Here is a 26,402-nt window from a genome sequence, read left to right as displayed (position 1 = left end):
CCGCAAACATGTGAGCAATGTCGACACATGATCTCATCAACTTGAGTAAGGAGCAGGTAATGGTAACGGTACGCCGCGAGAAAGATTCAATGGGCGCGATTGAAGTCCCGGCAGATAAACTGTGGGGGGCGCAGACTCAACGTTCGCTGGAGCATTTTCGGATTTCCACGGAGAAAATGCCCGTCTCGCTCATTCACGCTCTGGCGTTGACCAAGCGCGCTGCTGCGAAGGTCAACCAGGACTTAGGGTTGTTGGCGGCGGAAAAAGCCAGCGCGATTATCCAGGCGGCTGATGAAGTGCTGGCGGGAAAACATGCTGATGAGTTTCCGCTGGCGATTTGGCAGACCGGGTCCGGTACGCAAAGCAACATGAATATGAATGAAGTGTTAGCGAACCGCGCCAGTGAAATTTTGGGCGGCGTTCGCGGTATGGAACGCAAGGTGCATCCCAATGATGACGTCAATAAGAGTCAAAGCTCAAACGATGTGTTCCCAACCGCCATGCACGTGGCGGCGTTACTGGCGTTACGCGAACACCTCATCCCGCAATTATCTGCATTAACGGATACGCTTCGCGATAAATCCCACGCTTTCGCCGATATTGTCAAAATTGGCCGTACTCACCTGCAGGACGCGACGCCGCTCACCTTAGGCCAGGAGATTTCCGGTTGGGTAGCCATGCTGGAACATAACCTCAGACACATTGAGCACAGTTTACCGCACGTTGCGGAACTGGCGCTCGGCGGAACCGCAGTAGGGACAGGGCTTAATACCCACCCGGAATATGCCCGGCGCGTGGCCGAGGAACTGGCGACGATTACCGCGGCGCCGTTTGTTACCGCCCCGAATAAATTCGAAGCGCTGGCGACCTGTGACGCGTTGGTACAGGCGCATGGCGCATTAAAAGGACTGGCGGCCTCGCTGATGAAAATCGCCAACGATGTTCGCTGGCTGGCGTCCGGCCCGCGCTGCGGCATTGGCGAGATTGCTATCCCGGAGAATGAGCCAGGCAGTTCCATTATGCCTGGTAAAGTGAACCCGACCCAGTGTGAAGCGGTAACGATGCTATGTTGCCAGGTGATGGGTAACGATGTGGCCATCAATATGGGGGGCGCATCGGGCAACTTTGAGCTCAACGTCTATCGTCCGATGGTTATCCATAATTTTCTGCAAACGGTGCGCCTGCTGGCCGATGGCATGGCGAGCTTCAATCAACACTGTGCGTCAGGAATCGAGCCAAACCGCGAGCGTATTACGCAGTTGCTGAATGAGTCGCTGATGCTGGTCACTGCGCTCAATACGCACATCGGTTACGATAAAGCGGCGGAGATTGCGAAGAAGGCGCATAAAGAAGGGCTGACGCTCAAAGCCTCAGCCGTGGCATTAGGATACCTTAGCGACGAGGAGTTCGACGCCTGGGTACGTCCGGAGTTGATGGTTGGCAGTATGACGCCGGGACGTTAATCCGCCACATACAGGTGCAGTCGCGGAATAATCAGTCGCAGCGGTTGCGCCTGTGGTTTAAAACGGTGCTGAATATTATCGGCGTCATAGTTTTCCAGCCCGCCAATATCCGGCACGCCTGCGCCGTTGTCCGTGTTGATTAATGCGATAATCGGCGTGGGGCAGGCGTGTTGCACCTGTTTCTGCTGGCCTTTATACCAGATGCGGGCGATCGGCTGTACTTTAACCGGACGCTTAATCTTGAGTCGGGCCTGCTGCGGTAAGGCAGCGATATCCTGATATTCCCGTTCCAGCTTGAATTGCCATTGTTCGCGCGTCCACGGCGGGACGCTGCGCGGCGACGCGAGGCTTTTTTTCAACTGGCTCAGAACCTCATCCCGGCTTAAATTTTTAATAATATGTTTATTTGCCCAGCCGAAACGTATGGTGGCGGGGTTATTGATAAGCGTCAGCGTGCGGTAAGCGTTCAGAGTAATTAAGCCGGGTAGATGCCGATGCACCCACTCAAAACGTGCCGCTGAGGGAAGACCGGACTCTACCGTAACCATCTGCTCGAAGGTGGTTTTCAACTGGTTAATGCGCTGTACCTGATTTTCCAGATCTAGCTGTGTCGCATTATCCACTTGATAGCATAAAACGCCAGGCAGGCGGACGGCGGCTTTACTGCTGCGATTTTCGGACTGCTGTTGAATAAACAAATGGCGATAGTGACGTAGCGCCAGCGTTTCGGCCTCTTTCCCCAGATGTTGCGTTACCTCGATAGTATCCAGCGGCGCATGTTCCGCCCCTTTGGTCACCTGCGGCAGTGAAAAGACACGGGCGATAAGTAGCGAATGCTGCTGTAGATTACCCGTCAGCGCCGCCAGGTGTTGTTCTATCTGGCGAAAAGTGCCATTCAGGCGTTCAACGAGATCGTAGCGGGACATGGTATCACTCACTTTAGTTACAACATACTATCTATATAGCACAGTTCCCGCCGCTCAACCAGCGTGCAAAATGCGTCAGGCAGCGGTCATGTCGGGCATCGCGTGCCAGACCGGCCAGCGAAAACTAAATTTTGCGCCGCCCAGTTCGCTCTCGTCACAGACGACGCTACCGCCCATCGCCAGGGCGATAGAGTGTACGATGGCGAGTCCAAGCCCGCAGCCGCCTGTCGCCCGGTCTCTACTGGGGTCGAGTCTGACAAAAGGTTCAAATATGCGCTCACGCGCATCCGCTTCAATGCCGGGGCCATCATCTTCGACTATCAATGTTGCCTGACTGCCGTCGAGTAACAGGCTGACCTGAACGGTGGTACGACTGTAGCGCAACGCATTATTCAGCAGGTTATCCAGCACTCGCGACATTAACCGCATATCAAGCGCGCCATAATCGCCGATTACAGATGTGAGAAGGTTTACGGCACGTTCCGGGGTCACGCTCTGCACATCCTGCAAATGCGCGAGCAACCATGCGGGGAGGTCGGGTTCGGTCAACATCAGTTCATTTTGCGGTCGGTCAAGGCGCGCATAGGTGAGCAGTTCTTCAATCAGTGCTTCCAGTTGACCAATATCGCGATTGAGCGCCTGTGATTCCGGCGGTGTCAGATTTTCACTCATTTCAAGCCGATAGCGTAAACGTACCAGCGGCGTGCGAAGCTCATGGGCGATACCGTCAATCAGCTGTTTTTTACTGGCGATCAGGGCATTAATGTTATCCGCCATCTGGTTGAACGCGACGCCCAGACGTTCGAAACTGGAGCCATTATCGAAGTGCAGGCGTTCAGTCAAATGACCCTCGCCAAAGCGCTGCGCGGCGGATTCGAGCCTGAGCATTTCTTGCCAGTGCGGGCGCATCCAGATAAACACAGGAAAGGCGAGAGAAAAGGCAATGAGCGCCATTAAGGCGATATCCAGCAGTCGCATTTGATGCAGGAAATAGAGATAGGGAACCGGGCCAACCGCCAGGACGTAATGGCTGCGCGGGATACGCTGAATAAAGGTGTATTGATCGTCAAGCGCGACAATATCGCCTTCACGCAGTCGCTGCGTGGTGGCGGCATCAAGCTTATAGTGATTTAACGGTTCAACGCGTAAATCGAAAGAGAGGTTCAGGTCCATCTCTTTTAACGTTTTCCCCCATTCACGCGGCGGAATTTCCCGCAGTTCGCTGCGCATCAGATAGAGCGAACTTTTCATCAGATCGTCGAGCGATTGCCTGCCCGCGCGTTCGGCGGTGAATTTGTACACCAGTCCGACCAATAAGGTCATGACCAGAAAACAGACGAACAGCAAAAGGTAAAACTGCACAAACAGCTTTTTCATCAACGCCCACCGGATCTCAATACATTAGCTCTATCGCGCGCTGACGAAAAAGATTTCCCGTCAGCGCCGCTGGTGGGTTATAAAAGCAGGCTTTGCGTCAACTGACAACCTCATTGTCCGGCGTTAAGGTCCGGACTTTCGTGAACAATGCGTCCATCGACAAGCGTCAAAACAGCGCGAATGGTATCAATTCTGTCTTCCGGCATCGTCATAAATGGCTGATTGAGTACCGCCAGATCGGCCTGTTTTCCGACGCTAAGCTGGCCCCGGTGTTGTTCGGCAAAGGCGAGCCAGGCGGCATGACGTGTATATAACGCTAGCGCTTCCAGACGCGTGAGCCTCTCGCTGGCGGGTTTACGCACGGAACCGCCTGACGCTATACCGGTGATATGATATTCGATAGCGTGCCAGATACCGGCAATGCCAATACGCGTCGAATCGGTACCGCCAGCCACGACAAGCCCTTTATCCAGCGCCAGTCGAACCGGCGGCGAATTGTCCGTCGCGCCGGGTGGATTGGCGTCACGGATGGCAAGCCCCTCAAAGTAAGGCCCCATTTGCACAGTGTATGCCAGACCCAGCTTACGCATTCGCTCAAGCGTCTGTGGCGAACCGGTATTCAGATGCGCAATAGACCAACGGAGAGGGCGCAGAACGTACTGCTGCGCTACCTGCTCAAAAATCGTCAATATCGTGTCGGCGCTATCATCGGTATAGGCGTGGATCTCAAGAGGTATTCCCCGTTTTGCCGCAAATGTCGCGACCTGGCGAAGCGCGGTTTTGTCCTGCTCTGAGGAAGAAAACCCTGGGGTCATCCGCACGCCGTCATTCATTCCGGCCACCAGGCTTTCCCCCAGGCCAAGAAAAGCCAGTTGCCCGTCATCGGCACGCGCCGGGCGAAAGGCCATCAGGTTGCTGAACCACTGCGCTTCATGACCTTTCGCTTCTGGCTGTACCGGAATGCGATACCCCACGCGCAGCGGTAAATCCCCCTGGTTTCGCATTGCAAATAAAGGCTCATAAGCGGCGGCAGGCCCGGCAGAGGGGTCAATGATGCCGGTCACGCCGCGAGCGTTCATATCAGCGAAAAATTGCCGCAGACCACCCTCACGATCGGCGTTACTACTTATGCTGGCAAAAAGCTGGTTAAACGCGGCGATGTCACCAAATAATTTCCCCGTGGCGCTACCTTTTGCGTCGCGCTCTACGCGGATTCCCGCTAAATCAGGAGGAGGGGTGTCGTTAAGGCCAAGTACGTCTATACCGCGCTGATTCACTAACGCATAGTCGTAAAGATACTGAATATAAGCTGGATGATCGGGAAGGGCGTGGCTCAGTTCGGCTACCGTCGGCGCCCGGTTTTCTGCAAATTGCGCCGGTATCCACGATCCCACTACGGCTACCCATTGATCGTGGGGACGACGGTTCGCGTCGGCGCGTAATTTATCCAGCGCGTCTTTAAGCGAAGGGCTGTCGTACCAGTAGGTTTCGAATGTCCAGGTTTGTCCGCCGCGAATGGCGTGGATGTGGGTATCGGTCAGGCCGGGTATCACGGTTTTACCCTGTAAATCGATGGTACGGGTATGGTCGCCGCGCCATTCATTTGTCGCCGTATCATCGCCAATCGCCACAATCCGCGAGCCGGAAATCGCCAGCGCGCTGGCCTGCGGCTGGGCATCATTCAGAGTGATGATATTACCGTTATGTAAAATAATATCCGCTGCCGGGCGGGCGGCGGTGGCTGCGCCTGTGGCCGTGAGCAGAAAGAGAAGCGCGGTTCTGGAAAGCAGAGGCGGGACGAGACTGATCATTAGCATGTTCCTTTTGTCGGGCGATAAGCAAACCATAGAGAGCGAACAAGAATTGTTCAATCTGTGCCCAGGGAACAGTGCGTTCTGTTTTTAGAACGGTGGTGATGAAAAAAGAAAAGCCCGCCGAAACGGCGGGCTTGAGAAGAATTAATGAATAATTAGAACTGGTAAACCATACCCAGCGCGACGATATCATCAGTGCTGATACCGGCATCTTTATAGAACTGGTCGTCATCATCCAGCAGGTTGATTTTATAATCAACATAGGTGGAGAAGTTTTTGTTGAAATAGTAGGTAGCACCTACATCAGCATATTTAACCAGGTCTTTATCATCGCCATTAACGTTGTTATAGGTCAGATCTTTACCTTTAGACATCAGGAAAGAAACCGCCGGGCGCAGACCGAAATCAAATTGATATTGGGCTGTAACTTCGAAGTTTTGCGTTTTGTTTGCTACGCCGCCAGCATAACCCGCATCCGTTTTACCATAAGGCGTCATATTACGGGTTTCAGAATACATAGTCGCTAAATAGATGTTGTTGGCATCATATTTCAAGCCAGCTGTCCATGCATCCGCTTTGTCGCCGCCAGCAATCGTGCCGCCAGCATTGACTTGCTCATTAGTACGATCGGAAGTGGTATACGCAGCGCCTGCGCTGAAGCCCATGCCAATATCATAGGTAGTAGAAATACCGAAGCCATCACCGTTATCGTAACGAATATCGTCGCCATTATTACGGTTATTGGTACCGATATTTACATCGTCAGCGCTTTGGCTTTCATTTTTACCCTGATATTGCAACGCGAAGTTCAGACCTTCTACCAGACCGAAGAAATCAGTGTTACGGTAGGTGGCCACGCCGTTAGCACGACCGGTCATGTAGTTGTCAGCGTAAGTATAGGAGTCGCCGCCAAACTCAGGCAGCATATCGGTCCAGCCTTCTACGTCGTACAGGACGCCGTAGTTACGACCATAGTCGAATGAGCCGTAGTCGCCGAATTTCAGGCCGGCGAATGCCAGACGAGTCCAGGAATTAGCACCTTCGCCTTCGGTAGTGTTAGCCTGAACGTTATATTCCCACTGGCCGTAACCGGTCAGTTGGTCGTTAATCTGCGTTTCGCCTTTAAAGCCGACACGCATATAGGTCTGATCGCCATCTTTAGAAGAGTCATCAGAGAAATAGTGCAGGCCGTCTACTTTCCCGTAAAGGTCCAGTTTGTTGCCGTCTTTGTTATAAATTTCAGCGGCGTGTGCTGCGCCAGCAGCCAGCAGAGCCGGGATGACAAGTGCCAATACTTTTCTTTTCATTTTTTTATCCTTAAAAACTTAACTTATTTGCAAAAGATTGAACTTCTACAGATTCGTTGAATCAAAGGCATCCTAATCTGAATAATATTATTTCAGCAAATGCTAACTTTTCTTATATGTTATTAATTAATACAAAAGTTACTATCGGAAACGCATATATTTATGGTGAATATATTTGTTATTATATATTCATGGTTGTGATTTGTTTTATTTCACAATTTGCGAAAAAAGATGGCAATATAGCGGCGGGCAGACATTCTGTTATCAATTTTGTGAACTGGCTTCGAGTTTTTTTAATTTAATTTTCTTGAGCGAAAAAGACGTAATGATGAACCGAAACGCAGAGAAAACGGTAATAAAGGGGCTGTTCCGACTAATAAAAATAGCATTCATGTATACAATGTCTGTTTTTTGAACAGTGGCGGTGATGAGCATCGCCACTATGACTTAATAAAGGCAGGTAAAATCTGTCGGCTAACTTATCCCGTCGTTTCGTCCCAGGCATGAGGGGCAAAAAGATAGCCTTTATTGCGAATGGTCTTTATACGATAGGGCTCAGCAGCGCTATCCAGCAGTTTCTTACGCAGGCGGGAAATCGCCACATCCACGCTGCGATCCAGACCATCATAATTGACGCCGCGCAGCGTTTTTAGCAACGCGTCGCGATCCATAATTTGTCCGGCGTGTGTCGCCAGTTCCCAGAGCAATTCAAAATCGGCGGTGGAGAGCGATATGAAATCGCCATTGAGCTGGACCGCCCGGTTAAGGGGATCGATGGTTAACGCGCCAAAACGCAGCGCTTTATGCGGCGTAAGCGCGCTCTCCTGAAGACTTTTTGCCTGTTGCGTTTGTTCGCTTTGCCGCAGGTGTAAGCGCAGACGCGCCAGCAAAACGGCCGGAGGCGTGGTTTTGAGGATGTAGTCGCAGGCGCCCATCTCCAGCGCCAGAATATGATTCATATCACTGTCCAGCGAGGTGAGCAGGACAATCGGGCCTTGCCAGCGGTGGCGTAAATCGCGACATATCGTCATGCCATCTTTACCTGGAAGCATAATATCCAGTAAAACCAGATCGGGCTGAGTGGTGAGGATAAGATCCTCCGCCCGGTCACCACGCGGCTCAACAATGACATCAATATCATGTTTCGCCAGATAAGCGGCAATGAGAGAACCCACTTCAGCGTCGTCTTCAACAAATACAATGCGGTTCATATTATAAATGGAGAATAGAAAACGCCAACATACACCGCCTCTGTTTTCCCTTCCATAAATCTTTTCTAAACGAGAGCGGTTCCGTTATGCTACACGCTGTTGTTATTAGCGTGTTAAGGCAAGGTAATGGGACTCGTGATTAAAGCTGCCCTGGGGGCGCTGGTCGTCGTATTGATTGGTCTGCTGTCAAAAACGAAAAATTATTATATCGCCGGATTAATTCCTCTGTTTCCAACGTTTGCGCTTATCGCGCACTATATCGTGGCCAGCGAGCGGGGCATCGACGCGATGCGTACCACCATCGTCTTTAGCATGTGGTCGATCATTCCTTATTTCATTTATCTTGCAACGCTATGGTATTTCAGCGGCGTGATGCGCCTGCCCGTCGCGCTTGGCGGTGCGGTGGTCTGCTGGGGGCTAAGCGCGTGGCTGCTGATTTTTTGCTGGATTAAATGGCATTAATATTGGCAAAGACCGTGGTTTCCCCATCGTAATACAGACGGATATTACGATGGGGAGGTTGTCAACCCACCAGCATCCACGTAGCCGGAACCGCCGCGACCAGCAATAAACCAATCAGCACGACTTCCTGACGATTTAACACGTTGTCATGCTTGTGCGTCCGACGCGCATACAGGAAAACCAGTAATCCAGGCGCGTACAGTACGACGGACAGCAGCAGGTGCATGGGACCCGACGCGTATAACAACCATAAGCCATAAATACAGGCTCCGATACCGACCGCCCGATGGAGGGGACGTGTTGCAATCTTCAGCAGAAATGCGCCGACCAGAAAGTAGGGCACCAGAATCATTTCTGACGCAATCGTCAATAGCGTGTTGTAGTCCGAACCGGTCAGCCAGATCAGCACCAGACAGATTTGCACACAGATATTGGTGAGCCATAACGATGCAGAAGGCGCGCCTTGCGCATTTTGTCGCGCGAAGATGCCCGGGAAGGATTTATAGGCTGCCGCCAGAAACGGCACCTCTGCCGCCATGATAGTCCAGCTTAGATAAGCCCCGCAGACAGACACAATCAGTCCCGCTGCAATAATAATTTCTCCCCACGGCCCCATCATTTTTACCATCAGTCCGGCCATCGACGGGTTACGCATCTCCGCCAGTTCCGGACGCGCAAGAACGCCAAGAGAAAGCAGCGTGACCAGGAGATATATTCCCAGCGCCGCGAGAACCGCCAGTAGCGTGGCGCGGCCTACATCGCGTTTATTTTTCGCTCGGGCCGAGACGACGACGGCGCCTTCAACGCCAATAAATACCCACAGCGTAATAAGCATGGTGTTCTTGACCTGTTCCCATACGGGAATACCGAGTTCAACACCGGTGAAGTCCAGTGTGAAGGTATCCAGTTTGAACATCATGATAGCCAGCACAATAAACGCGCCGAGCGGCAACAGTTTCGCCAGAGTCGCGACCAGATTGATGCTGGCTGCCGTTTGTACGCCGCGCAGGATGAGGAAATGGACAATCCAGAGCAGGACTGAAGCGCCGACAATAGCCTGCCAGGTATTACCGTCGCCAAACAGACGCAGCGCAGGCGTATCGGTAAAGAAACTCAGCGCTGAAAAAACGATAACCAAATAGGATACGTTGGCGATGACCGCGCACAGCCAATAGCCCCAGGCAGAACAAAAGCCAATCAGTTCGCCGAAGCCTTCGCGGGCGTAAGTAAAGATGCCGCCGTCAAGCTCGGAGCGAATGCGCGTAAGGATTAACATGGCGAATGCCAGTAAGAGTATCCCCACGCCGGTAATGGCCCAGCCAATTAACAACGCAGCCGGACTGGCAACGGCGGCCATATTCTGGGGCAGACTGAAAACACCTGCGCCAAGCATTGAGCTTAAAACCAGCGCGGTCAGCGCGCTCAGTCCCAGTTTTTTTTCCATTGGTATCCAGCTATAAAAATGAAATTGGAAGAATAATTATTATGGCAAAACGCATAAAAATGGTGAAAGCCACTAAGGCGCGGGATTTTACGGAGAGAAGGGACCGCATGCAACGGCCTGGATAAGATTTATCGCCAAAAAAGCGAAAAGTGAGATTCATCGCGATATTTGACGGAACTGGCATCCCGCGAGAAAGTGCCGGATGGTGGCTTATCAGGCCTGCCGTTGAACGATCGTGTAGGCCTGATAAGGCAGGTATGCCGCCATCCGGCGAGAAAGCCTGATGGCGACGCGCGCCTTATTTATAGAGGTCGGCGCTGATGGTGATGTTATTGCCGCGCTCCTGCCACTGACGCGTAATATGATAATACTTAGCGCCTTTCTTCGCCGCGCGTTTGGCGACCTGATAGGAGATTTCTGTCATATTGCCGTAGTTGCCGGTGAACTTAACGCTGTCGAAAGGCACCATCATCGCAGCCGTCGCTTTATTCAGCTCCTCAACTTTTGTGCCATCCGGAAGTGTGACAGTGTAACGTCCGCCTTTGGAGGATTGCGTTTCGAAGAAACGGCCTACTTCGGCGCTCGGCGAGGCTGACGTGGCGACGCCTGGAATTTCGACTTTCTTCGCAGCTTCGCCGCCCTGAGCCAGCGCGGCGCGGCCAGCTTCAGAGTCTGCCGGAATAGCGTCCGGGCTCTGGACGATGCGTTTTTTCGCATCTTGTTTATAGATAAATGCAGTGATGCGCTGGTTTCCGCCCTGATTCGCATCTATCTGACGAACAATATAGAAAGCGTATGCGCCTTTTTGTTTCGCCGCTTTCGTAATGGCATCGTTAACTTCCGGCTGGCTACGGTAGAAGCCCTGAACGGTGACGGTATCATACGGTTCTAATTGTACGGCCTGGTCTTTCGGTAATTCCACGATGCCATTAATGACACGATTTTTGGGCGCGTCGGCTTTCGGCGCGTCGGCTTTATACACGTCCGCCACAACACGCCAGTTACCACTGTTGCCGAACTCCGAGGTGTCGACAACATAGAAGGAGGCTGCGCCTTCTTTATCTGCGCGGCGGGACACGGCGGAGACCGCATCGCCAATAGCATTAAAACGACCGGTAATAACGATGCGGTCATAAGGTTTTAGTGCAGCCGCTTGCTCCGGCGTCAGTTCTGTTGCTGCATGGACAGAAAAAGCAGCCGCAGAAAGCAGAGCCGACGCCAGGAGAGTGTTCTTAAGCTTCATAAAAATAATCCTTCGCCTTGCGCAAACCAGGTACTGGTATTGTTATTGACTAGAAACGTGGCTGATTATTGCATTTAAACCATATGGATGTCTGCGGGATTTTTCACGCATCGTGTCATGTATCCTATCTTTGATGATAACATTTGCCGATATGTCGAAAAAAACGGCGTCCGGGCGGCTAAGCTAATGAAGCGCATAAATTTAATAAGTTAATTTAATGTTAATTTCTTGATCGCGCCAGGGGTTTAATGATGTTTTGCTGTCAAATTTGAGCGAATTATCAGCCCTCGCAGGCCATTTTCAAGGCATTATGGCTGCTTAGCGGCTGAATCGTTCATGTTTTGCAAATTTGATAAAAAATTCTGTTTTTTGGCGCTAGATCACAGGCGTTATTTTCAGTAGGTTATAGAGAGTTTGTAACGGTTTTATTCTGCTGGGGTAACATTTACCTCAAACGCGGGCAGGCGTACGCTTCTCGCGCTTACTGACAAACCATCATCAAAAATATCGATGGAAGGGAACATTTATGCGAATTGGCATACCAAAAGAGCGGTTACCCAATGAAACCCGTGTCGCTGCGACGCCGAAAACGGTAGAGCAGCTACTGAAGCTGGGGTTTAGCGTCGCTATCGAAAGCGGGGCGGGTCAACTGGCAAGTTTTGACGACAAAGCGTTTGCGCAGGCTGGCGCGGATATTGTAGACGGCAATGCTATCTGGCAGTCGGAAATTATTCTCAAGGTTAATGCGCCTGAAGAAGAGGAAATCGCTTTACTGAACCCCGGGACTACGCTGGTCAGTTTTATCTGGCCTGCGCAAAATCCTGGGTTAATGGAGAAACTTGCCGAACGTAAGGTTACGGTGATGGCGATGGACTCCGTGCCGCGTATTTCCCGCGCGCAGTCGCTCGACGCGTTAAGCTCAATGGCGAATATCGCGGGTTATCGCGCCATTGTAGAGGCCGCGCATGAATTTGGGCGCTTCTTTACCGGCCAAATCACTGCCGCCGGGAAAGTGCCGCCGGCGAAGGTGATGGTGATTGGCGCGGGCGTTGCCGGTCTTGCGGCTATCGGCGCGGCAAACAGCCTGGGGGCGATTGTCCGCGCGTTTGACACTCGTCCTGAAGTCAAAGAGCAGGTCCAGAGTATGGGGGCTGAGTTCCTCGAACTGGATTTTAAAGAGGAAGCCGGTAGCGGCGATGGTTACGCCAAAGTGATGTCCGAGGCGTTTATCAAAGCGGAAATGGCGCTCTTTGCCGCCCAGGCCAAAGAAGTCGATATCATTGTTACCACCGCGTTGATTCCGGGCAAACCTGCGCCGAAGCTGATTACCCGCGATATGGTCGATTCTATGAAGGCTGGCAGCGTGATTGTCGACCTGGCCGCGCAGAACGGCGGTAACTGCGAATATACCGTCGCTAATCAGGTTGTGACGACGGACAATGGCGTGAAAGTGATTGGCTACACCGATCTACCGGGGCGTTTGCCGACGCAGTCATCCCAGCTTTATGGCACCAACCTGGTTAACCTGCTGAAGCTGCTGTGCAAAGAGAAAGACGGCAATATTGACGTGGATTTTGACGATGTCGTGATCCGTGGCGTGACGGTGATTCGCGACGGCGACATTACCTGGCCTGCGCCGCCAATCCAGGTTTCCGCGCAGCCACAAGCCGCGCCTAAAGCAGCACCTGCGCCAAAAGAGCCGGAAAAGCCCGCTTCACCCTGGCGGAAGTATGCGTTAATGGCGCTGGCGATCATTCTTTTTGGTTGGCTGGCCGATGTCGCGCCAAAAGAGTTCCTCGGCCATTTTACCGTGTTTGCGCTCGCCTGCGTGGTTGGTTATTACGTGGTGTGGAACGTGTCTCATGCGCTTCATACGCCATTAATGTCGGTGACCAACGCAATTTCAGGGATTATTGTTGTCGGGGCATTATTGCAAATTGGTCAGGGCGGCTGGGTCAGCTTCCTGAGCTTTATCGCGGTGCTTATCGCCAGCATTAATATTTTCGGTGGCTTCACCGTGACTCAGCGTATGCTGAAAATGTTCCGGAAAAACTAAGGGGTAACATATGTCTGGAGGATTAGTTACAGCTGCATACATTGTTGCCGCGATCCTGTTTATTTTCAGTCTTGCCGGGCTTTCAAAGCATGAAACGTCCCGCCAGGGGAATAACTTCGGTATTGCCGGGATGGCGATCGCGTTGCTGGCGACCATTTTCGGGCCGGATACCGGCAACGTAGCATGGATTCTGGTCGCCATGATTATTGGCGGCGCGATTGGCATCCGCATGGCGAAAAAAGTTGAGATGACCGAGATGCCGGAGCTGGTCGCGATTCTGCACAGTTTCGTGGGCCTGGCGGCGGTACTGGTTGGCTTTAACAGCTATCTGTACCATGACGCCAGTCTGGCGCCGGTGCTGGTGAATATTCATCTGACCGAAGTCTTCCTCGGTATCTTTATTGGCGCAGTCACTTTCACTGGATCGATCGTAGCGTTTGGTAAACTGCGCGGCAAAATCTCTTCTAAGCCGTTGATGTTGCCTAACCGTCACAAAATGAACCTGGCGGCGCTGGTTGTTTCTTTCCTGTTGCTGCTGGTTTTTGTCCGCACCGAAAGCGTGGGTCTACAGGTTCTGGCGCTGCTGCTGATGACCATTATCGCGCTGGCGTTTGGTTGGCATCTGGTCGCCTCTATCGGCGGGGCGGACATGCCGGTGGTTGTTTCAATGCTGAACTCCTATTCCGGTTGGGCTGCCGCGGCGGCTGGCTTCATGTTGAGCAACGATTTGCTGATTGTGACCGGCGCGCTGGTCGGTTCGTCAGGCGCGATCCTGTCTTACATTATGTGTAAAGCGATGAACCGCTCTTTCATCAGCGTTATTGCTGGTGGGTTCGGTACTGACGGCTCCTCAACGGGCGACGATCAGGAAGCTGGCGAACATCGCGAAATCACGGCGGAAGAGACCGCTGAGATGCTGAAAAACTCCCACTCCGTCATTATTACGCCGGGGTACGGGATGGCGGTGGCGCAGGCGCAGTATCCGGTGGCGGAAATCACCGAAAAACTGCGTGCGCGCGGTATCAACGTGCGTTTCGGCATTCATCCGGTGGCGGGTCGCCTGCCGGGGCATATGAACGTGCTGTTGGCAGAGGCGAAAGTGCCTTATGACATCGTGCTGGAAATGGACGAAATCAATGATGATTTCGCCGATACCGATACCGTGCTGGTGATTGGCGCGAACGATACGGTGAACCCGGCGGCGCAAGACGATCCCCGCAGCCCGATCGCCGGTATGCCGGTTCTCGAAGTGTGGAAAGCACAGAATGTCGTGGTCTTTAAGCGTTCAATGAATACTGGTTATGCTGGTGTGCAGAACCCGCTGTTCTTTAAAGAGAATACGCAAATGCTGTTTGGCGATGCCAAAGCCAGCGTGGATGCAATTCTGAAAGCGCTTTAATCTTTTAAACGTGCGGCGGCCTCTTCGGAGGCCGTTTTTATACACTTCATCCTTTACGCTGCCTCTTTGTTGGCTGCGCTCAGAAACCCCGGTCACATCGTTATCTATGCTCCCGGGGATTTCTTCCCTTGCCGCCGCGAGGCATCTTGAATGATTTTGTGTATGTATTGCATTTTATCTTTTGTTTAAATCGCTAAGCAGAACGGCGATACTCTGCCCGCCGGTGGTCTGTTCGAGGGCGATTTTGACAATGATGGTTAACGGAACGGAGAGCAGCATGCCCACCGGACCTAATAGCCAGCCCCAGAAAATTAACGACAAAAATACCACTAAGGTTGAAAGGCCTAAACCACGTCCCATGATTCGTGGCTCAAGGATATTGCCGAAGACCAGATTAATCAGCAGATAGCCTGCCAGCACCAGCAGCGCATCATAAAACCCGTTAAATACCAGCACCTGAATAATGGGCGGCAGGGCAGCGAGCACCGATCCAATATTAGGAATATAGTTCAGCGCGAAGGCCAGTAGTCCCCAGACAAAGGCGAAGCGGACATCCAGCGCGGCCAGCATTCCCCATGCGACCAGTCCCGTCACGATACTGATCGCTGTTTTTAGCACCAGATAATGGGAAACGCTATCAAGCGCGCGTTGAATTGCCGCCATGCCCTCCACCGGACGGCTCATCATCTGCTGCAGTTTTTCAGGCAATTGTGGAACCTCCAGCAGCATAAATACCACGGTCAATAACAATAAAAAGATGGACGACATGGCATTGGACAGCTGGGTGAGCAGGTTCGTTACCAGAGTCATTGCGGCGTTTGGATCGATATATTTCGCCAGCTCATCAACCGACACGCCAATGCCTGCTCGCTGCAACCACGGTTCGATACGTTGCAACGGTATCACCAATGAGGAGCGATACTGCGGTAGGGTACGGGCCAGTTCATTTAATGATGTCCCCAAATAGGCCAGTAGCAGTACCATTAGCATGACAATAATCACAATGAGCAATGACACGGCGATAACGCGCGGAATTCGACATCGGGTCATCCGTTGCACAACGGGATTGAGAACGACCGCAATAAATAACGCCAAAATAAAGGGAACAATGATATCTGCGGCGAAGCGGATACCGCTCAGAATAACCACCAGCATTCCCAGCATAATGACGATTTTTAGACCATTGAGCGTGATGATCGGTTTTGCCATATCAGTCCCTGTTTTCTGATGCCGACACGAATAATAATGTGATGTCGGTCGACCTGTTCTGGTTAAAATCAAATACTTCAGGTAAAGAAGTGAAAATATTTTGAGTTAATTCCTGGCTTATGATACAAATCAGGCGTGTTCAACTACCGAGGACAATTATCATCCGCGATGACGAGAAGCAACACTGCGGATAATTGTAATATTATGGACAATATGTTCAGCGCTTTTTTCTCCACGCAAACGCATCTTCACTCTACCTCCTTTTTCCTGCTTATCGGCGAGCAGCACTGGCGTAACGCACTTTAGTCTCTCACTTCTGCCTGAGCTGGCGCAATGCGCTGTGCTAACTGATTTTATTTTTTAGTTTGCTGCGTGCAGCAGACTCGAAAGAGTATATTCTCATGCAGGAGAAGTGTCATGTTTTACTGGATTTTATTAGCTCTGGCTATCGCGACTGAAATTACCGGCACGCTCTCAATGAAATGGGCTAGCGTGGGTAATGGCAATGCGGGTTTTATTTTAATGCTGGTGATGATCACGCTGTCATATATATTTCTTTCTTTTGCGGTAAAAAAGATTGCCCTGGGTGTAGCGTATGCCTTATGGGAAGGGATCGGCATTTTATTTATTACCATTTTTAGCGTGCTGCTATTTGATGAAGCATTATCAACCATGAAGATTGCCGGCTTGCTGACGCTGGTCGCCGGCATAGTATTGATCAAATCAGGGACGCGTAAACCCGGCAAACCGGTGAAGGAGGCGACTCGTGCAACAATTTGAATGGATACACGGCGCCTGGCTTGGGCTGGCAATAATGCTGGAAATCGCGGCTAACGTACTGTTGAAATTTTCGGACGGCTTTCGCCGTAAATGCTATGGCATCTTATCGCTTGCCGCTGTTCTGGCCGCCTTCAGCGCGCTTTCCCAGGCGGTAAAAGGGATAGACCTGTCGGTGGCGTATGCGTTATGGGGCGGTTTTGGTATTGCCGCCACGCTGGCGGCGGGCTGGGTGCTCTTCGGCCAGCGCTTAAACCCCAAAGGCTGGGTTGGCGTGATATTGCTGCTCGCCGGAATGGTCATGATCAAATTTGCCTGAGACGATCGCTGCCTGTCGGTTCAGGCAGCGATTCCCGCATTAATCCTGCGCCAGAGCTTTCAGCTTATCGCGAAAGCCGGTGACGGATATAGCGCGGTTATCGGCGCGCCAGCGATCTTTAGCCGCAGGGGCGGAGCTTTGTACGCCAATGAGCTGCCATCCGCTATCCGTGTGCAATAAGAGCGGCGAGCCGCTGTCGCCAGGTAACGTGTCGCACTGGTGTGAGAGTACGGCATTCTGCGCCCAGCCGGTCACGACGCAATCCTGATGGGAATAGAGCGCATTCAGATGATCTTCCGGATAACCGGACTGCGTGACTTTTCGGTCTGCGGCTTTCAACGCCGCAGTGAGCGCCGCTTTATCGCCGGTAAATAAAGGCACTGGCGTGATACCGGAAGGTGGGTAGCGCAATATTACCAGACCAAAATCCCAGCTTGCCGCGGCAGGCGGCACAATCCAGCCATCGCCATCCGCTTTCAGGCGTCGGCCCAGCGACGGTTCAACGCGGCCTTCAATGCCGTGGATTTCATAGCGCCATACTCCTTTTCGCGCCACAAAACGCAGCGCAACCGCCTTGTCTGGTTTTCCTTTCGGTGGCGTTAGCAGGCAGTGACCTGCTGTCAGGGCGATATGCGGGGAGATAAGCGTTGCCGTACACAAATTACCGCTGGCGGTCTCTAGTTGCCCGATGGCATCCCACGGCGATTGGGTAGGATCGGCGACGGGCACCCGATCATCATGGTTAAAAAAAAGCGTTTTGACGTCGCTGGCATCCGTGGCGTCTGTTTCAGCCCCCCTGGCTTTCGCCATAACCGGTAAAAAACACACTATGCCCAGTAATACAGCAATGGTTTTATGCATATCACACTCTGGTGGGTAATTATGATTATTAACAACAAACCCTCAGTACTACTATAGACGTGACGGTAAGAAAGTGGGAGTAAAATCAGATAACTACACTCAGGAAAGATAGAAATGCGTGGCAATAGCGGCGCATAAAATAAGCACGATAAGAATGAGCTCAAAGCGGTAGCGAGACACTTTTTTGCCCTCCCGGAAGGCGGCGCTAAACCAGAACAATTTAGCGCCGTAAAAACGGGCGCGGGGGCGCGCCGCAGCATGTTACGACTTACGCAGCCGGCTGCGAAGTTGTTTTTGACGTAGATTTGGCTGGGGCTTTTTTGCCATCTTTTTTCTGGTGTTTTTTAGCCGCCTGCGCTTTTTGCTCAACGGTTTTTTTATGCTGTTTTTTGTGGTGCTGGGTGTTCTGGGTTGTTTTGGCAGGCGCTGCGGTTTTCGCAGGCGTTGCAGTCTCAGCCGCGAATGCTGCGGAAGAGAGACCCATTGCAGCGGCAACAACCAGAGCTAATACTTTTTTCATTTTGATACCCTCGATTTGGTTTTCATTCAACCCCACTGCGGGGCCGGTGAAATGACTATATCGCTGTTATCAAAAGGCTTCCGTGAGTGATTGGTTTCGGCATGTAACGTTATGTACAATCCCCCGGTAACGCGATGTAAGCTCCCACCATAATAGGTAGCTTTACGTTACCGGCCGTTATTTTTGGCCGCAGAGTCGGTAATATCCGCCCTCCAGAATAACAAGCACACCGTATATGAATCCGATAATCTGGGTGGTATTTACGCTTCTGGCGCTGGATGCAATCAGAGAAGTTATGGGCGTATCAAGCCTGACAGGTCTATGGTGAACAGTGAGTCGTGGCGTGAAACCAGCCCGGCGATAGCGCACGTTGCTATCGCCGGATTATTTCTTTTCAGGCGTGAAGACGATGATGTAACCGCGTCCCGACCAGGATGGCCAGCACCAGCATTAGCGCGATAAAACCACCTACGCCGTTCCAGCCGTAACTATGCCAGAATACGCCGCCTAGCGTCCCGGCGATACTGGACCCCAGATAATAGCTGAAAAGATAAAGTGACGAGGCCTGTCCCTTCGCCCGGCGTGCACGCGGGCCAATCCAACTACTGGCCACGGAGTGCGCGGCGAAAAAGCCGGCGGAAAAAAGCAGCATCCCGGCAAAAATCAGCCAAAGCGAGGTAAAAAGCGTCAGTAAAAGCCCGCCCAGCATTACTGCGGTAGAGAACAGCATCACCGGCCCCCGGCCATAGCGTGAGGTCATTGCGCCAGCTTTCGGCGAGCTCCATGTGCCGGTGAGATAGGCTACGGATAACAGTCCGACCACGGCCTGGCTTAATTCCCAGGGGGAGAGCATCAGGCGATAGCCAATGTAGTTAAACAGGGTGACGAACGCGCCCATCAGTAAAAAACCTTCCGCAAACAGCAGAGGTAGCCCCCGATCGCGCCAGTGGAGACGGAAATTAATAAATAGCGTTTTAGGCCGTAGCGACGTGGGACGGAAATGTTGCGAGGCGGGTAAAATCTTCCAGAACATCAGCGCGGACGCCAGCGCAAAGCATCCGATGGCCGCCAGCGCGATGCGCCAGTTAAAAAAGTCGGTCATGACGCCGCTTAATAAACGCCCGCTCATCCCGCCGATGGAATTACCGCTAATATAGAGTCCCATAGAGAAAGCGACAAAGCTGGGATGGATTTCTTCACTCAGGTAGGTCATTCCCACCGCGGCGACGCCGCTTAACGACAGACCGATCAGCGCACGCATAATCAGAATACCATGCCAGCTGGTCATCATGGTTGATAACAATGTGCAGCAGGAGGCTAATAACAAGGCGGTGACCATCACCGGTTTACGGCCTATCGCATCAGAAAGCGGGCCGGTAAAAAGTAAGCCGATAGCCAGCATGGCGGTAGAAATAGAAAGTGAAACGCTGCTGCTGGCGGGGGAGACGCCAAACTCCTGGGAAAGTACCGGTAGTATAGGCTGGACGCAATAAAGGAGCGCGAAAGTCGCCAGGCCCGCGGAAAAAAGAGCCAGCGTGACGCGCATGAAAGGCGCTGTACCGCGTTTAATAAATTGAACCGGCTGAGAATGGCGTTGTTCATCGATATCGCTCGCCGTGGCGTCATCGAGAATAGTTGTACGACTCACGTTAAATCCTTGCTTTACATCTCCGTCAACAGGAGACGGGTATAACCGACATGTAAAGCATAGAAAAAGCAAAATATTCTGTCTAATATATTAATTGTCTCAAATAAGACGTTAAAAATATGAATATCGAATTACGTCATTTACGTTACTTTGTGGCGGTAGCAGAAGAGCTGCATTTTGGTCGTGCCGCCGCGCGCCTCAATATCTCGCAGCCGCCGCTCAGTCAGCAGATACAAATTCTGGAGCAGCAGGTCGGCGCGCGATTACTGGCGCGGACCAACCGCAGCGTAGCGTTAACCGCCGCCGGGCGACAGTTTCTGGTGGATAGCCGACACATCCTGAGTCTGGTAAACGACGCCGCCGCTCGCGCCGAGCGGTTGCATCAGGGCGAAGCGGGTGAAATCCGTATTGGCTTTACGTCTTCAGCGCCTTTTATTCGGGCGGTATCGCATACCTTTTCGCTGTTCCGCCAGTCCTATCCGGGAGTGCATATGCAAACGCGTGAAATGAATACGCGTGAGCAAATCGCGCCGCTCAACGAAGGCGTACTGGATATTGGCTTGCTGCGGAATACGCCGCTGCCCGACACACTTAATCGCGAGGTGATTTTGCATGAGCCGCTTATGGCCATGATCCCGCGCGAACATCGGCTGGCGCAAAAGCCGGTCGTCAGTCTGACAGAACTGGCGGAAGAACCTTTCGTCTTTTTCGATCCGCATGTCGGGACGGGCCTCTACGACGATATTCTCGGCCTGATGCGGCGCTATAACCTGTCGCCGACCATCACGCAGGAGGTTGGCGAGGCAATGACTATTATCGGTCTGGTGGCGGCGGGACTGGGCGTCTCGATTCTGCCGGCATCCTTTAAGCGTGTACAGATGAGCGAGATGCGCTGGGTCCCCCTGGCGGAAGAGGACGCCGTATCTGAAATGTGGCTGGTATGGCCAAAGCATCATGAACAGAGTCATGCCGTACAGCGGTTTTGCCAACTGCTATTACTGGCTGCCCGACGGGATTAATTACGCTTAAAAAGGGTGAAAATGTGCAGTTAATCACACGGCTAAGCAAAAAGTTGACGGCGAGTATTGAAGTGTTTCACCATAGCACACAGATTATTTCGGAGCGCGAAAATAAAGGGAGTGAGCGGTGGTTGCTGATAGTCAGCCTGGGCATATCGATCAAATTAAGCAGACCAATGCTGGCGCAGTGTATCGCCTGATTGATCAGCTCGGACCGGTATCGCGAATTGACCTGTCTCGTCTGGCGCAGTTGGCGCCTGCCAGTATTACGAAAATTGTTCGCGAAATGCTGGAAGCGCATTTGGTTCAGGAACTTGAAATTAAAGAGGCGGGCAGTCGCGGACGTCCCGCCGTCGGGCTGATGGTGGAAACGGAAGCCTGGCACTATTTATCTATTCGTATTAGCCGTGGCGAAATTTTCCTTGCACTGCGCGATCTTAGCAGCAAACTGGTGGTAGAAGAGTGTCTGGCGCTGCCGTTAACCGAAGCCACGCCGTTGCTTGAGCGAATTATTACGCACGTTGATCGGTTTTTTACCCGCCATCAGCAGAAACTGGAGCGTCTGACCTCCATTGCCATTACGTTACCGGGCATTATCGATACCGAAAACGGCGTTGTGCACCGGATGCCGTATTACGAAGATGTCAAAGAGATGCCTTTGGGAGATGCGCTGGAGCGGCACACCGGCGTACCGGTTTACATTCAGCATGATATTAGCGCCTGGACGATGGCAGAGGCGCTTTTTGGCGCCTCACGCGGCGCGCGCGACGTTATCCAGGTGGTGATTGATCATAATGTGGGGGCGGGCGTTATCACCGACGGTCATTTGCTTCATGCGGGTAGTAGCAGTCTGGTAGAGATTGGGCATACCCAGGTCGATCCTTATGGTAAGCGCTGTTATTGCGGTAATCATGGCTGTCTGGAGACCATCGCCAGCGTCGATAGCGTGCTGGAACTTACGCAGCTTCGGCTTAATCAGTCGATGAGTTCAATGTTGCACGGCCAGCCGTTAACGGTAGATTCACTGTGTCAGGCGGCGATGCAGGGAGATCTATTAGCAAAAGATATTATTAGCGGCGTTGGCGCGCATGTCGGACGCATTCTGGCTATCATGGTGAATTTATTTAATCCGCAAAAAATTCTTATTGGTTCGCCGCTAAGTAAAGCGGCTGATATCCTTTTTCCAGCCATTGCTGACAGTATCCGTCAACAGGCGCTGCCCGCCTACAGCAGGAATACGGTTGTGGAAAGCACGCAGTTTACCAACCAGGGTACGATGGCCGGGGCGGCGTTGGTAAAAGACGCGATGTATAACGGCTCTTTGTTGATTCGTCTATTACAGGGTTAACATTTTTTAACTGTTGTACAAAAATTTGCGCTAACTCAAGCTGATTGCCCTTGCCATATCTTAGACTTTCTCCACTGTATTATTTTCCTGGCTTATATTTTCGAAGCATAACGGTGGAGTTAGTGATGCTGAAGCGTTTCTTTATTACAGGTACAGACACTTCTGTTGGGAAGACGGTGGTTTCCCGCGCATTACTACAAGCGTTAGCGTCGAGTGGTAAGAGCGTTGCAGGGTATAAACCTGTCGCTAAAGGGAGCAAAGAGACTGCAGAAGGGATGCGCAACAAAGATGCGCTGGTATTGCAAAGCGTCTCTTCGCTGGAGTTGCCGTATGAGGCGATTAATCCGATCGCGTTAAGCGAAGAAGAAAGCAGCGTCGCGCATAGCTGTCCTATAAATTACACCTTGCTGTCCAACGGTCTGGCGAGCCTGAGCGATAAAGTGGACCACGTGGTTGTGGAGGGCACTGGCGGCTGGCGTAGTTTGATGAATGATTTACGTCCATTGTCCGAATGGGTGGTACAGGAACAGTTACCGGTATTGATGGTGGTAGGGATTCAGGAGGGGTGCATTAATCATGCGCTACTGACTGCGCAAGCTGTCGCTAACGATGGACTGCCATTAATTGGCTGGGTGGCGAATCGTATCAATCCTGGCCTGGCGCATTATGCTGAAATTATTGATGTGCTTGGGAAAAAACTGCCAGCGCCGCTGATTGGCGAGTTACCGTACCTGCCGCGCGCCGAGCAGCGTGAGCTGGGGCAGTATATTCGTTTGTCAATGCTCGGCAGCGTGCTGGCGGTAGATAGAATCATGGCGTAACGTTCGCGAGAGCACTGACGCGACTACACAGGCAATCAGCAGACCGGGGAGTAACTGATACTCGCCGGTCATTTCACAAATCATCAGGGTGGACATTATCGGCGCATGGGTTGTCGCCGCCAGTAGCGTCGCCATACCCGCCAGCCCCAATAAAATCGCTATTTCATCCGAGCCTGGCAGCCAGAATCCCCATATCCGACCCAGAAACATTCCAATGGATAATCCGACAAATAATGTTGGCGTAAAGACGCCGCCCGGCGCGCCAGACCCGCTGCTGGCGAGCACCGCCAGGATTTTGCACGCAAAAATTCCGCCAATCAGCGAGAATAGCGGTGGGGAGAGCAGAAATGATTGTACGACGCTATAGCCGTTTCCCCATACCGTGGGCGTGAGTAACGACAGTAATCCGACAATAAGCCCGCCCAACGCCAGTTGCCAGGGCGGCGACAGTTTTAAACGTAAGAAACTATTATGGCTGGCTGTCATCAGCCACATCAGCAACGGGCCGCACAGACCGGCGACCAGGCCGGTACTGACTATCATGACGTACTCCCGCGCGTGGAGATCAACGGTCAGATGTACGGTATAGAGTAGTGAATCGCTACCGTTTAATACATGGGTGGTTAGCAGGGCGACGACGGCGGAAACGACAACCGGGCCGAGGGAAGCCAGCATTAAGGTACCGAACAGGATCTCCGCGATAAACAGGCTGCCCGCCAGCGGCGCATGGTAAGCGCCCGCCATGCCCGCAGCGGCGCCGCTGGCGATCCATAATTTCCATTCCTCACGCGGCGTGAAGCGTCGGGCAAAGCTGGATGCCGCCAGCGCGGCGAGGAGGATCATTGCGCCTTCGCGACCAATTGCGCTGCCGCTGACCACGACCAGCAGCGAGGCCAGCGATTTCACCAGACTGGCGCCAACGTCAAATTGCCCGTCGGTTTGCAATGCTTCCATATAGTCAGTGGGCGCATGGGGACGCTGTTGGTTCATTTTTTGCCACCCCCACAGCAACAGACCAGCGGCCAGGCCGCCAAGCGCTGGCGTAATCAGCCGTCGCCAGGGCGAAAGCCCCTCAGCCGCATTCACCAGACTGCCGGTGTCATTACTCAGGAAAATCCACTCCAGCAATTGCATCGCATGACGGAAGGCGGCGACAGCCAGCGCCGCGAGAATACCGATGAGCGTAGCGATCAGCAGGCGACGAAACATCGCGCGCAGATCCGGGTAAGCGTGTAAACGATGCATGAGCGGGTAAACAGGGAGTTTCAGGATAGCCTATTCTGCGGGGAAATGGCGTCAGACGCAAAAGCACTATGTGCGATATAATATTGCGTACAATAATGATACTGCCGGATAGCGAGAGGCCATCCGGCGGTAGCGTTAGCTGCTTTCGTGAATATTTAGCGCCCGACGCGTGCGGCCTGAGCTGAGATAGTCGGCGATGTAATCCTGAGAGATTTCACCATTATAGCGCCCGTCTTCATCAACGATCGGCATCCAGCTGGTATTACTTTCGTACAATCTGGACAGCACAATACGCAGATTATCTTCCGCTTTGCCCGTAATACGGAAAGGATGGGTGATATCGGCGCAGATTCCGCTGGCGTTCCGCGCCTCCCGGCGCTTCACAAATCCCAGTGGCTTACCGTCGTTGTCAATGACGGTAATGGCGCGAATATCGTGATCATCCATAATGCCGAACGCCTCGCTTAACGGCGTGGAAGGCCGCGCGGTAATGGTTGGCTGTTGGTCGGTAACATCGCCTGCGGAGACCAGTAGCAAACGCTTTAATGTTCTGTCCTGACCGACAAACGACCCGACAAACTCGTTAGCCGGTTTGGCCAGCAGTTCATCAGGACTGGCGCACTGTACAATTCGCCCCTGACGGAACACGGCGATACGGTCGCCGAGTTTTAGCGCTTCGTCGATATCATGGCTGACCAGCATCACGGTCTTTTTTAGCTTACGCTGCATATCCAGAAACTGGTTCTGGATCACTTCGCGGTTAATGGGGTCCACCGCGCCGAAGGGCTCATCCATCAGCAGTACCGGCGGATCGGCGGCCAGAGCGCGGATCACGCCAATGCGCTGCTGCTGTCCCCCGGACATCTCCTTTGGATAGCGATGCAGAAATTTTCTGGCATCCAGCGCCACCATGTCCATCAACTCTTCGGCGCGTTGCTTGCAGCGCGCTTTGTCCCAACCCAACATGCGCGGCACAACGGTAATATTTTCTTCAATCGTCATATTAGGAAACAGGCCGATTTGTTGGATAACATACCCAATATTGCGGCGTAGCGTTACCGTATCCATATCGTTGGTATTCTCGCCGTTGATAAGAATATTACCGCTGCTGGGCGCGATCAGCCGGTTGATCATCTTTAACGTGGTGGTTTTGCCGCAGCCGGAGGGACCGAGTAAGACGCACATTTCGCCTTCCGGCACGTTCAGGTTGACGTTGTCGACGGCTTTTAGCGGCTGACCCTTTTTCTGTACAAATTGTTTGGTGAGATTTTCCAGTTTTATCATTATCGTATCCCCTTAGGTGTCAGTACGACTTGCAGACGATGCAACAGCCAGTCAAGTACAATTGCCAGTAGACAGATCATCAGTGCGCCGGCAATTAACATGCGAATATCGCTGCCGCTAATGCCGTTTAACAGTAGCAGTCCCAGACCGCCGGCGCCGATCACCGCGGCAATCGCCATCACGCCGATATTCATCACTACCGCGGTGCGGATACCCCCGAAAATAACCGGTAGGGCCATTGGGATTTCGACCCAGCGCAGCCGTTGCCAGAAAGTCATACCGATGCCGCGTCCCGCTTCACGCAGACCGGGCGGCAAACTATCAAGCGCAGTATGGGTATTACGGACAATCGGCAGTAAAGAGTAGAGAAAAACGGCCGTCACGGCGGGCAGAACGCCAATACCATGTCCGATCAGCGAAAAAAGCGGGATCATTAATCCAAACAGCGCGATAGACGGAATGGTAAGAAGTAGCGTGGCGGCGCCCAATACCGGCGTTGCCAGCCATTTGTGGCGTACAATCAAAACGCCTAACGGTACGCCGATGATAATCGCCAGACCGACGGCCAGCGCGACCAGCCAGAGATGCTGAAAGGTAAGGCTGGCGAGATAGCCTGCATTATCCAGCATATAATGTATCGTATCCATAG

The 26,402-nt window shown here is 52.5% G+C and carries 25 protein-coding genes; 11 read left to right on the top strand and 14 right to left on the bottom strand.

Annotated elements, in window-relative coordinates; all coding sequences use genetic code 11:
- Nucleotides 1–59 precede the first annotated feature (59 nt).
- Nucleotides 60–1,463 carry a class II fumarate hydratase gene (gene fumC, locus QEN31_RS12190; RefSeq protein ID WP_000259117.1) on the top strand — a complete coding sequence of 468 codons (1,404 nt, stop codon included), beginning with the start codon at nt 60–62 and terminating at the stop codon, nt 1,461–1,463.
- Here fumC and tus read toward each other — a convergent pair.
- The 5 genes from tus to rstA all read right to left on the bottom strand — a co-directional run bounded on the left by tus (nt 1,460) and on the right by rstA (nt 8,098).
- Nucleotides 1,460–2,389 carry a DNA replication terminus site-binding protein gene (gene tus / locus QEN31_RS12185; protein WP_000092500.1) on the bottom strand — a complete coding sequence of 310 codons (930 nt, stop codon included), beginning with the start codon at nt 2,387–2,389 and terminating at the stop codon, nt 1,460–1,462. The two genes, fumC and tus, sit on opposite strands and share 4 nt — an antisense overlap.
- A gap of 75 nt (nt 2,390–2,464) precedes the next feature.
- A complete protein-coding gene (gene rstB / locus QEN31_RS12180) occupies nt 2,465–3,766 on the bottom strand; it encodes a two-component system sensor histidine kinase RstB (protein WP_000732949.1) in 1,302 nt (433 codons plus the stop codon).
- A gap of 110 nt (nt 3,767–3,876) precedes the next feature.
- Nucleotides 3,877–5,583 (bottom strand): amidohydrolase, encoded by a 1,707-nt coding sequence (locus tag QEN31_RS12175; RefSeq protein ID WP_099949672.1) that lies wholly within the window; start codon nt 5,581–5,583, stop codon nt 3,877–3,879.
- Nucleotides 5,584–5,735: 152 nt separating this feature from the next.
- Nucleotides 5,736–6,887: a porin OmpS2 gene (gene ompS2, locus QEN31_RS12170; protein ID WP_001660099.1), complete on the bottom strand. Its 1,152-nt coding sequence runs from the start codon at nt 6,885–6,887 to the stop codon at nt 5,736–5,738.
- 479 nt (nt 6,888–7,366) lie between these two features.
- Nucleotides 7,367–8,098: a two-component system response regulator RstA gene (rstA, locus tag QEN31_RS12165; RefSeq protein WP_001080048.1), complete on the bottom strand. Its 732-nt coding sequence runs from the start codon at nt 8,096–8,098 to the stop codon at nt 7,367–7,369.
- A gap of 126 nt (nt 8,099–8,224) precedes the next feature.
- Here rstA and QEN31_RS12160 point away from each other — a divergent pair, with 126 nt between their 5' ends.
- Nucleotides 8,225–8,560, top strand: a complete 336-nt coding sequence (locus QEN31_RS12160; RefSeq protein ID WP_000524877.1) for a GlpM family protein — start codon at nt 8,225–8,227, stop codon at nt 8,558–8,560.
- A 61-nt stretch (nt 8,561–8,621) separates the two neighbouring features.
- Here QEN31_RS12160 and QEN31_RS12155 read toward each other — a convergent pair whose 3' ends face one another.
- Together QEN31_RS12155 and ydgH are read right to left on the bottom strand one after the other, a co-directional pair.
- A complete protein-coding gene (locus tag QEN31_RS12155) occupies nt 8,622–10,004 on the bottom strand; it encodes an amino acid permease (protein ID WP_000412353.1) in 1,383 nt (460 codons plus the stop codon).
- A gap of 298 nt (nt 10,005–10,302) precedes the next feature.
- Nucleotides 10,303–11,247: a DUF1471 family protein YdgH gene (gene ydgH, locus QEN31_RS12150; protein WP_000769294.1), complete on the bottom strand. Its 945-nt coding sequence runs from the start codon at nt 11,245–11,247 to the stop codon at nt 10,303–10,305.
- A 526-nt stretch (nt 11,248–11,773) separates the two neighbouring features.
- Here ydgH and pntA point away from each other — a divergent pair.
- Nucleotides 11,774–13,303 carry a Re/Si-specific NAD(P)(+) transhydrogenase subunit alpha gene (gene pntA, locus QEN31_RS12145; protein WP_001219360.1) on the top strand — a complete coding sequence of 510 codons (1,530 nt, stop codon included), beginning with the start codon at nt 11,774–11,776 and terminating at the stop codon, nt 13,301–13,303.
- A 10-nt stretch (nt 13,304–13,313) separates the two neighbouring features.
- The gene (gene pntB, locus QEN31_RS12140) at nt 13,314–14,702 is read left to right on the top strand and encodes a Re/Si-specific NAD(P)(+) transhydrogenase subunit beta (protein WP_000014056.1); all 1,389 of its coding nucleotides are present in this window, start codon (nt 13,314–13,316) and stop codon (nt 14,700–14,702) included.
- Nucleotides 14,703–14,876: 174 nt separating this feature from the next.
- Here pntB and QEN31_RS12135 read toward each other — a convergent pair whose 3' ends face one another.
- A complete protein-coding gene (locus QEN31_RS12135; protein WP_001118268.1) occupies nt 14,877–15,911 on the bottom strand; it encodes an AI-2E family transporter in 1,035 nt (344 codons plus the stop codon).
- A gap of 135 nt (nt 15,912–16,046) precedes the next feature.
- On the opposite strand from QEN31_RS12135, the gene QEN31_RS25415 reads away from it, so the two are divergent.
- The 3 genes from QEN31_RS25415 to mdtI all read left to right on the top strand — a co-directional run bounded on the left by QEN31_RS25415 (nt 16,047) and on the right by mdtI (nt 17,007).
- Nucleotides 16,047–16,217: a protein YdgV gene (locus tag QEN31_RS25415; protein WP_001539987.1), complete on the top strand. Its 171-nt coding sequence runs from the start codon at nt 16,047–16,049 to the stop codon at nt 16,215–16,217.
- 111 nt (nt 16,218–16,328) lie between these two features.
- Complete coding sequence (gene mdtJ / locus QEN31_RS12130; protein WP_000500278.1) at nt 16,329–16,691, top strand: multidrug/spermidine efflux SMR transporter subunit MdtJ; 363 nt, start codon at nt 16,329–16,331, stop codon at nt 16,689–16,691.
- Nucleotides 16,678–17,007: a multidrug/spermidine efflux SMR transporter subunit MdtI gene (mdtI, locus tag QEN31_RS12125; protein WP_001183821.1), complete on the top strand. Its 330-nt coding sequence runs from the start codon at nt 16,678–16,680 to the stop codon at nt 17,005–17,007. The genes mdtJ and mdtI overlap by 14 nt, the downstream gene beginning before the upstream one ends.
- Before the next feature lie 39 nt (nt 17,008–17,046).
- Here the strand turns inward: mdtI and QEN31_RS12120 are convergent, their stop codons facing one another.
- Nucleotides 17,047–17,868, bottom strand: a complete 822-nt coding sequence (locus QEN31_RS12120; protein ID WP_000549649.1) for a trypsin-like serine peptidase — start codon at nt 17,866–17,868, stop codon at nt 17,047–17,049.
- A gap of 268 nt (nt 17,869–18,136) precedes the next feature.
- Nucleotides 18,137–18,388 (bottom strand): acid resistance repetitive basic protein Asr, encoded by a 252-nt coding sequence (asr, locus tag QEN31_RS12115; RefSeq protein ID WP_001520947.1) that lies wholly within the window; start codon nt 18,386–18,388, stop codon nt 18,137–18,139.
- A gap of 235 nt (nt 18,389–18,623) precedes the next feature.
- On the opposite strand from asr, the gene QEN31_RS12110 reads away from it, so the two are divergent.
- Nucleotides 18,624–18,716, top strand: a complete 93-nt coding sequence (locus QEN31_RS12110; RefSeq protein WP_001068154.1) for a KPN_01571 family protein — start codon at nt 18,624–18,626, stop codon at nt 18,714–18,716.
- 66 nt (nt 18,717–18,782) lie between these two features.
- Here QEN31_RS12110 and QEN31_RS12105 read toward each other — a convergent pair whose 3' ends face one another.
- Complete coding sequence (locus tag QEN31_RS12105) at nt 18,783–20,036, bottom strand: MFS transporter (protein WP_000091796.1); 1,254 nt, start codon at nt 20,034–20,036, stop codon at nt 18,783–18,785.
- A 119-nt stretch (nt 20,037–20,155) separates the two neighbouring features.
- Between QEN31_RS12105 and QEN31_RS12100 the strand changes: the two genes are divergently transcribed.
- The 3 genes from QEN31_RS12100 (at nt 20,156) to bioD (ending at nt 23,224) form a co-directional block, all read left to right on the top strand.
- On the top strand, nt 20,156–21,055 hold the full coding sequence (locus QEN31_RS12100) for a LysR family transcriptional regulator (protein ID WP_001019577.1): 900 nt from the start codon (nt 20,156–20,158) through the stop codon (nt 21,053–21,055).
- Between the two features lie 127 nt (nt 21,056–21,182).
- Nucleotides 21,183–22,403 carry a sugar metabolism global transcriptional regulator Mlc gene (mlc, locus tag QEN31_RS12095; RefSeq protein WP_000225092.1) on the top strand — a complete coding sequence of 407 codons (1,221 nt, stop codon included), beginning with the start codon at nt 21,183–21,185 and terminating at the stop codon, nt 22,401–22,403.
- A gap of 125 nt (nt 22,404–22,528) precedes the next feature.
- Nucleotides 22,529–23,224, top strand: a complete 696-nt coding sequence (gene bioD / locus QEN31_RS12090; protein WP_000919233.1) for a dethiobiotin synthase — start codon at nt 22,529–22,531, stop codon at nt 23,222–23,224.
- On the opposite strand, the gene clcB is transcribed toward bioD, so the two are convergent.
- From clcB to osmW, 3 genes are all read right to left on the bottom strand, one after another.
- A complete protein-coding gene (clcB, locus tag QEN31_RS12085; protein ID WP_000554908.1) occupies nt 23,180–24,469 on the bottom strand; it encodes a voltage-gated ClC-type chloride channel ClcB in 1,290 nt (429 codons plus the stop codon). The two genes, bioD and clcB, sit on opposite strands and share 45 nt — an antisense overlap.
- A 135-nt stretch (nt 24,470–24,604) precedes the next feature.
- Nucleotides 24,605–25,753 carry an osmoprotectant ABC transporter ATP-binding protein OsmV gene (osmV, locus tag QEN31_RS12080; protein ID WP_000593093.1) on the bottom strand — a complete coding sequence of 383 codons (1,149 nt, stop codon included), beginning with the start codon at nt 25,751–25,753 and terminating at the stop codon, nt 24,605–24,607.
- Nucleotides 25,753–26,400, bottom strand: coding sequence for an osmoprotectant ABC transporter permease OsmW (gene osmW, locus QEN31_RS12075; RefSeq protein ID WP_000379677.1), 648 nt, complete (start codon nt 26,398–26,400; stop codon nt 25,753–25,755). The genes osmV and osmW overlap by 1 nt, the downstream gene beginning before the upstream one ends.
- Nucleotides 26,401–26,402: the final 2 nt, after the last annotated feature.

It is taken from the genome of Salmonella sp. SA15303, from assembly GCF_029962125.1.
GTDB lineage: Bacteria > Pseudomonadota > Gammaproteobacteria > Enterobacterales > Enterobacteriaceae > Salmonella > Salmonella enterica.
Note: the sequence above shows the minus strand (reverse complement) of the source record. Positions and strands in the feature narration are given on the sequence as shown.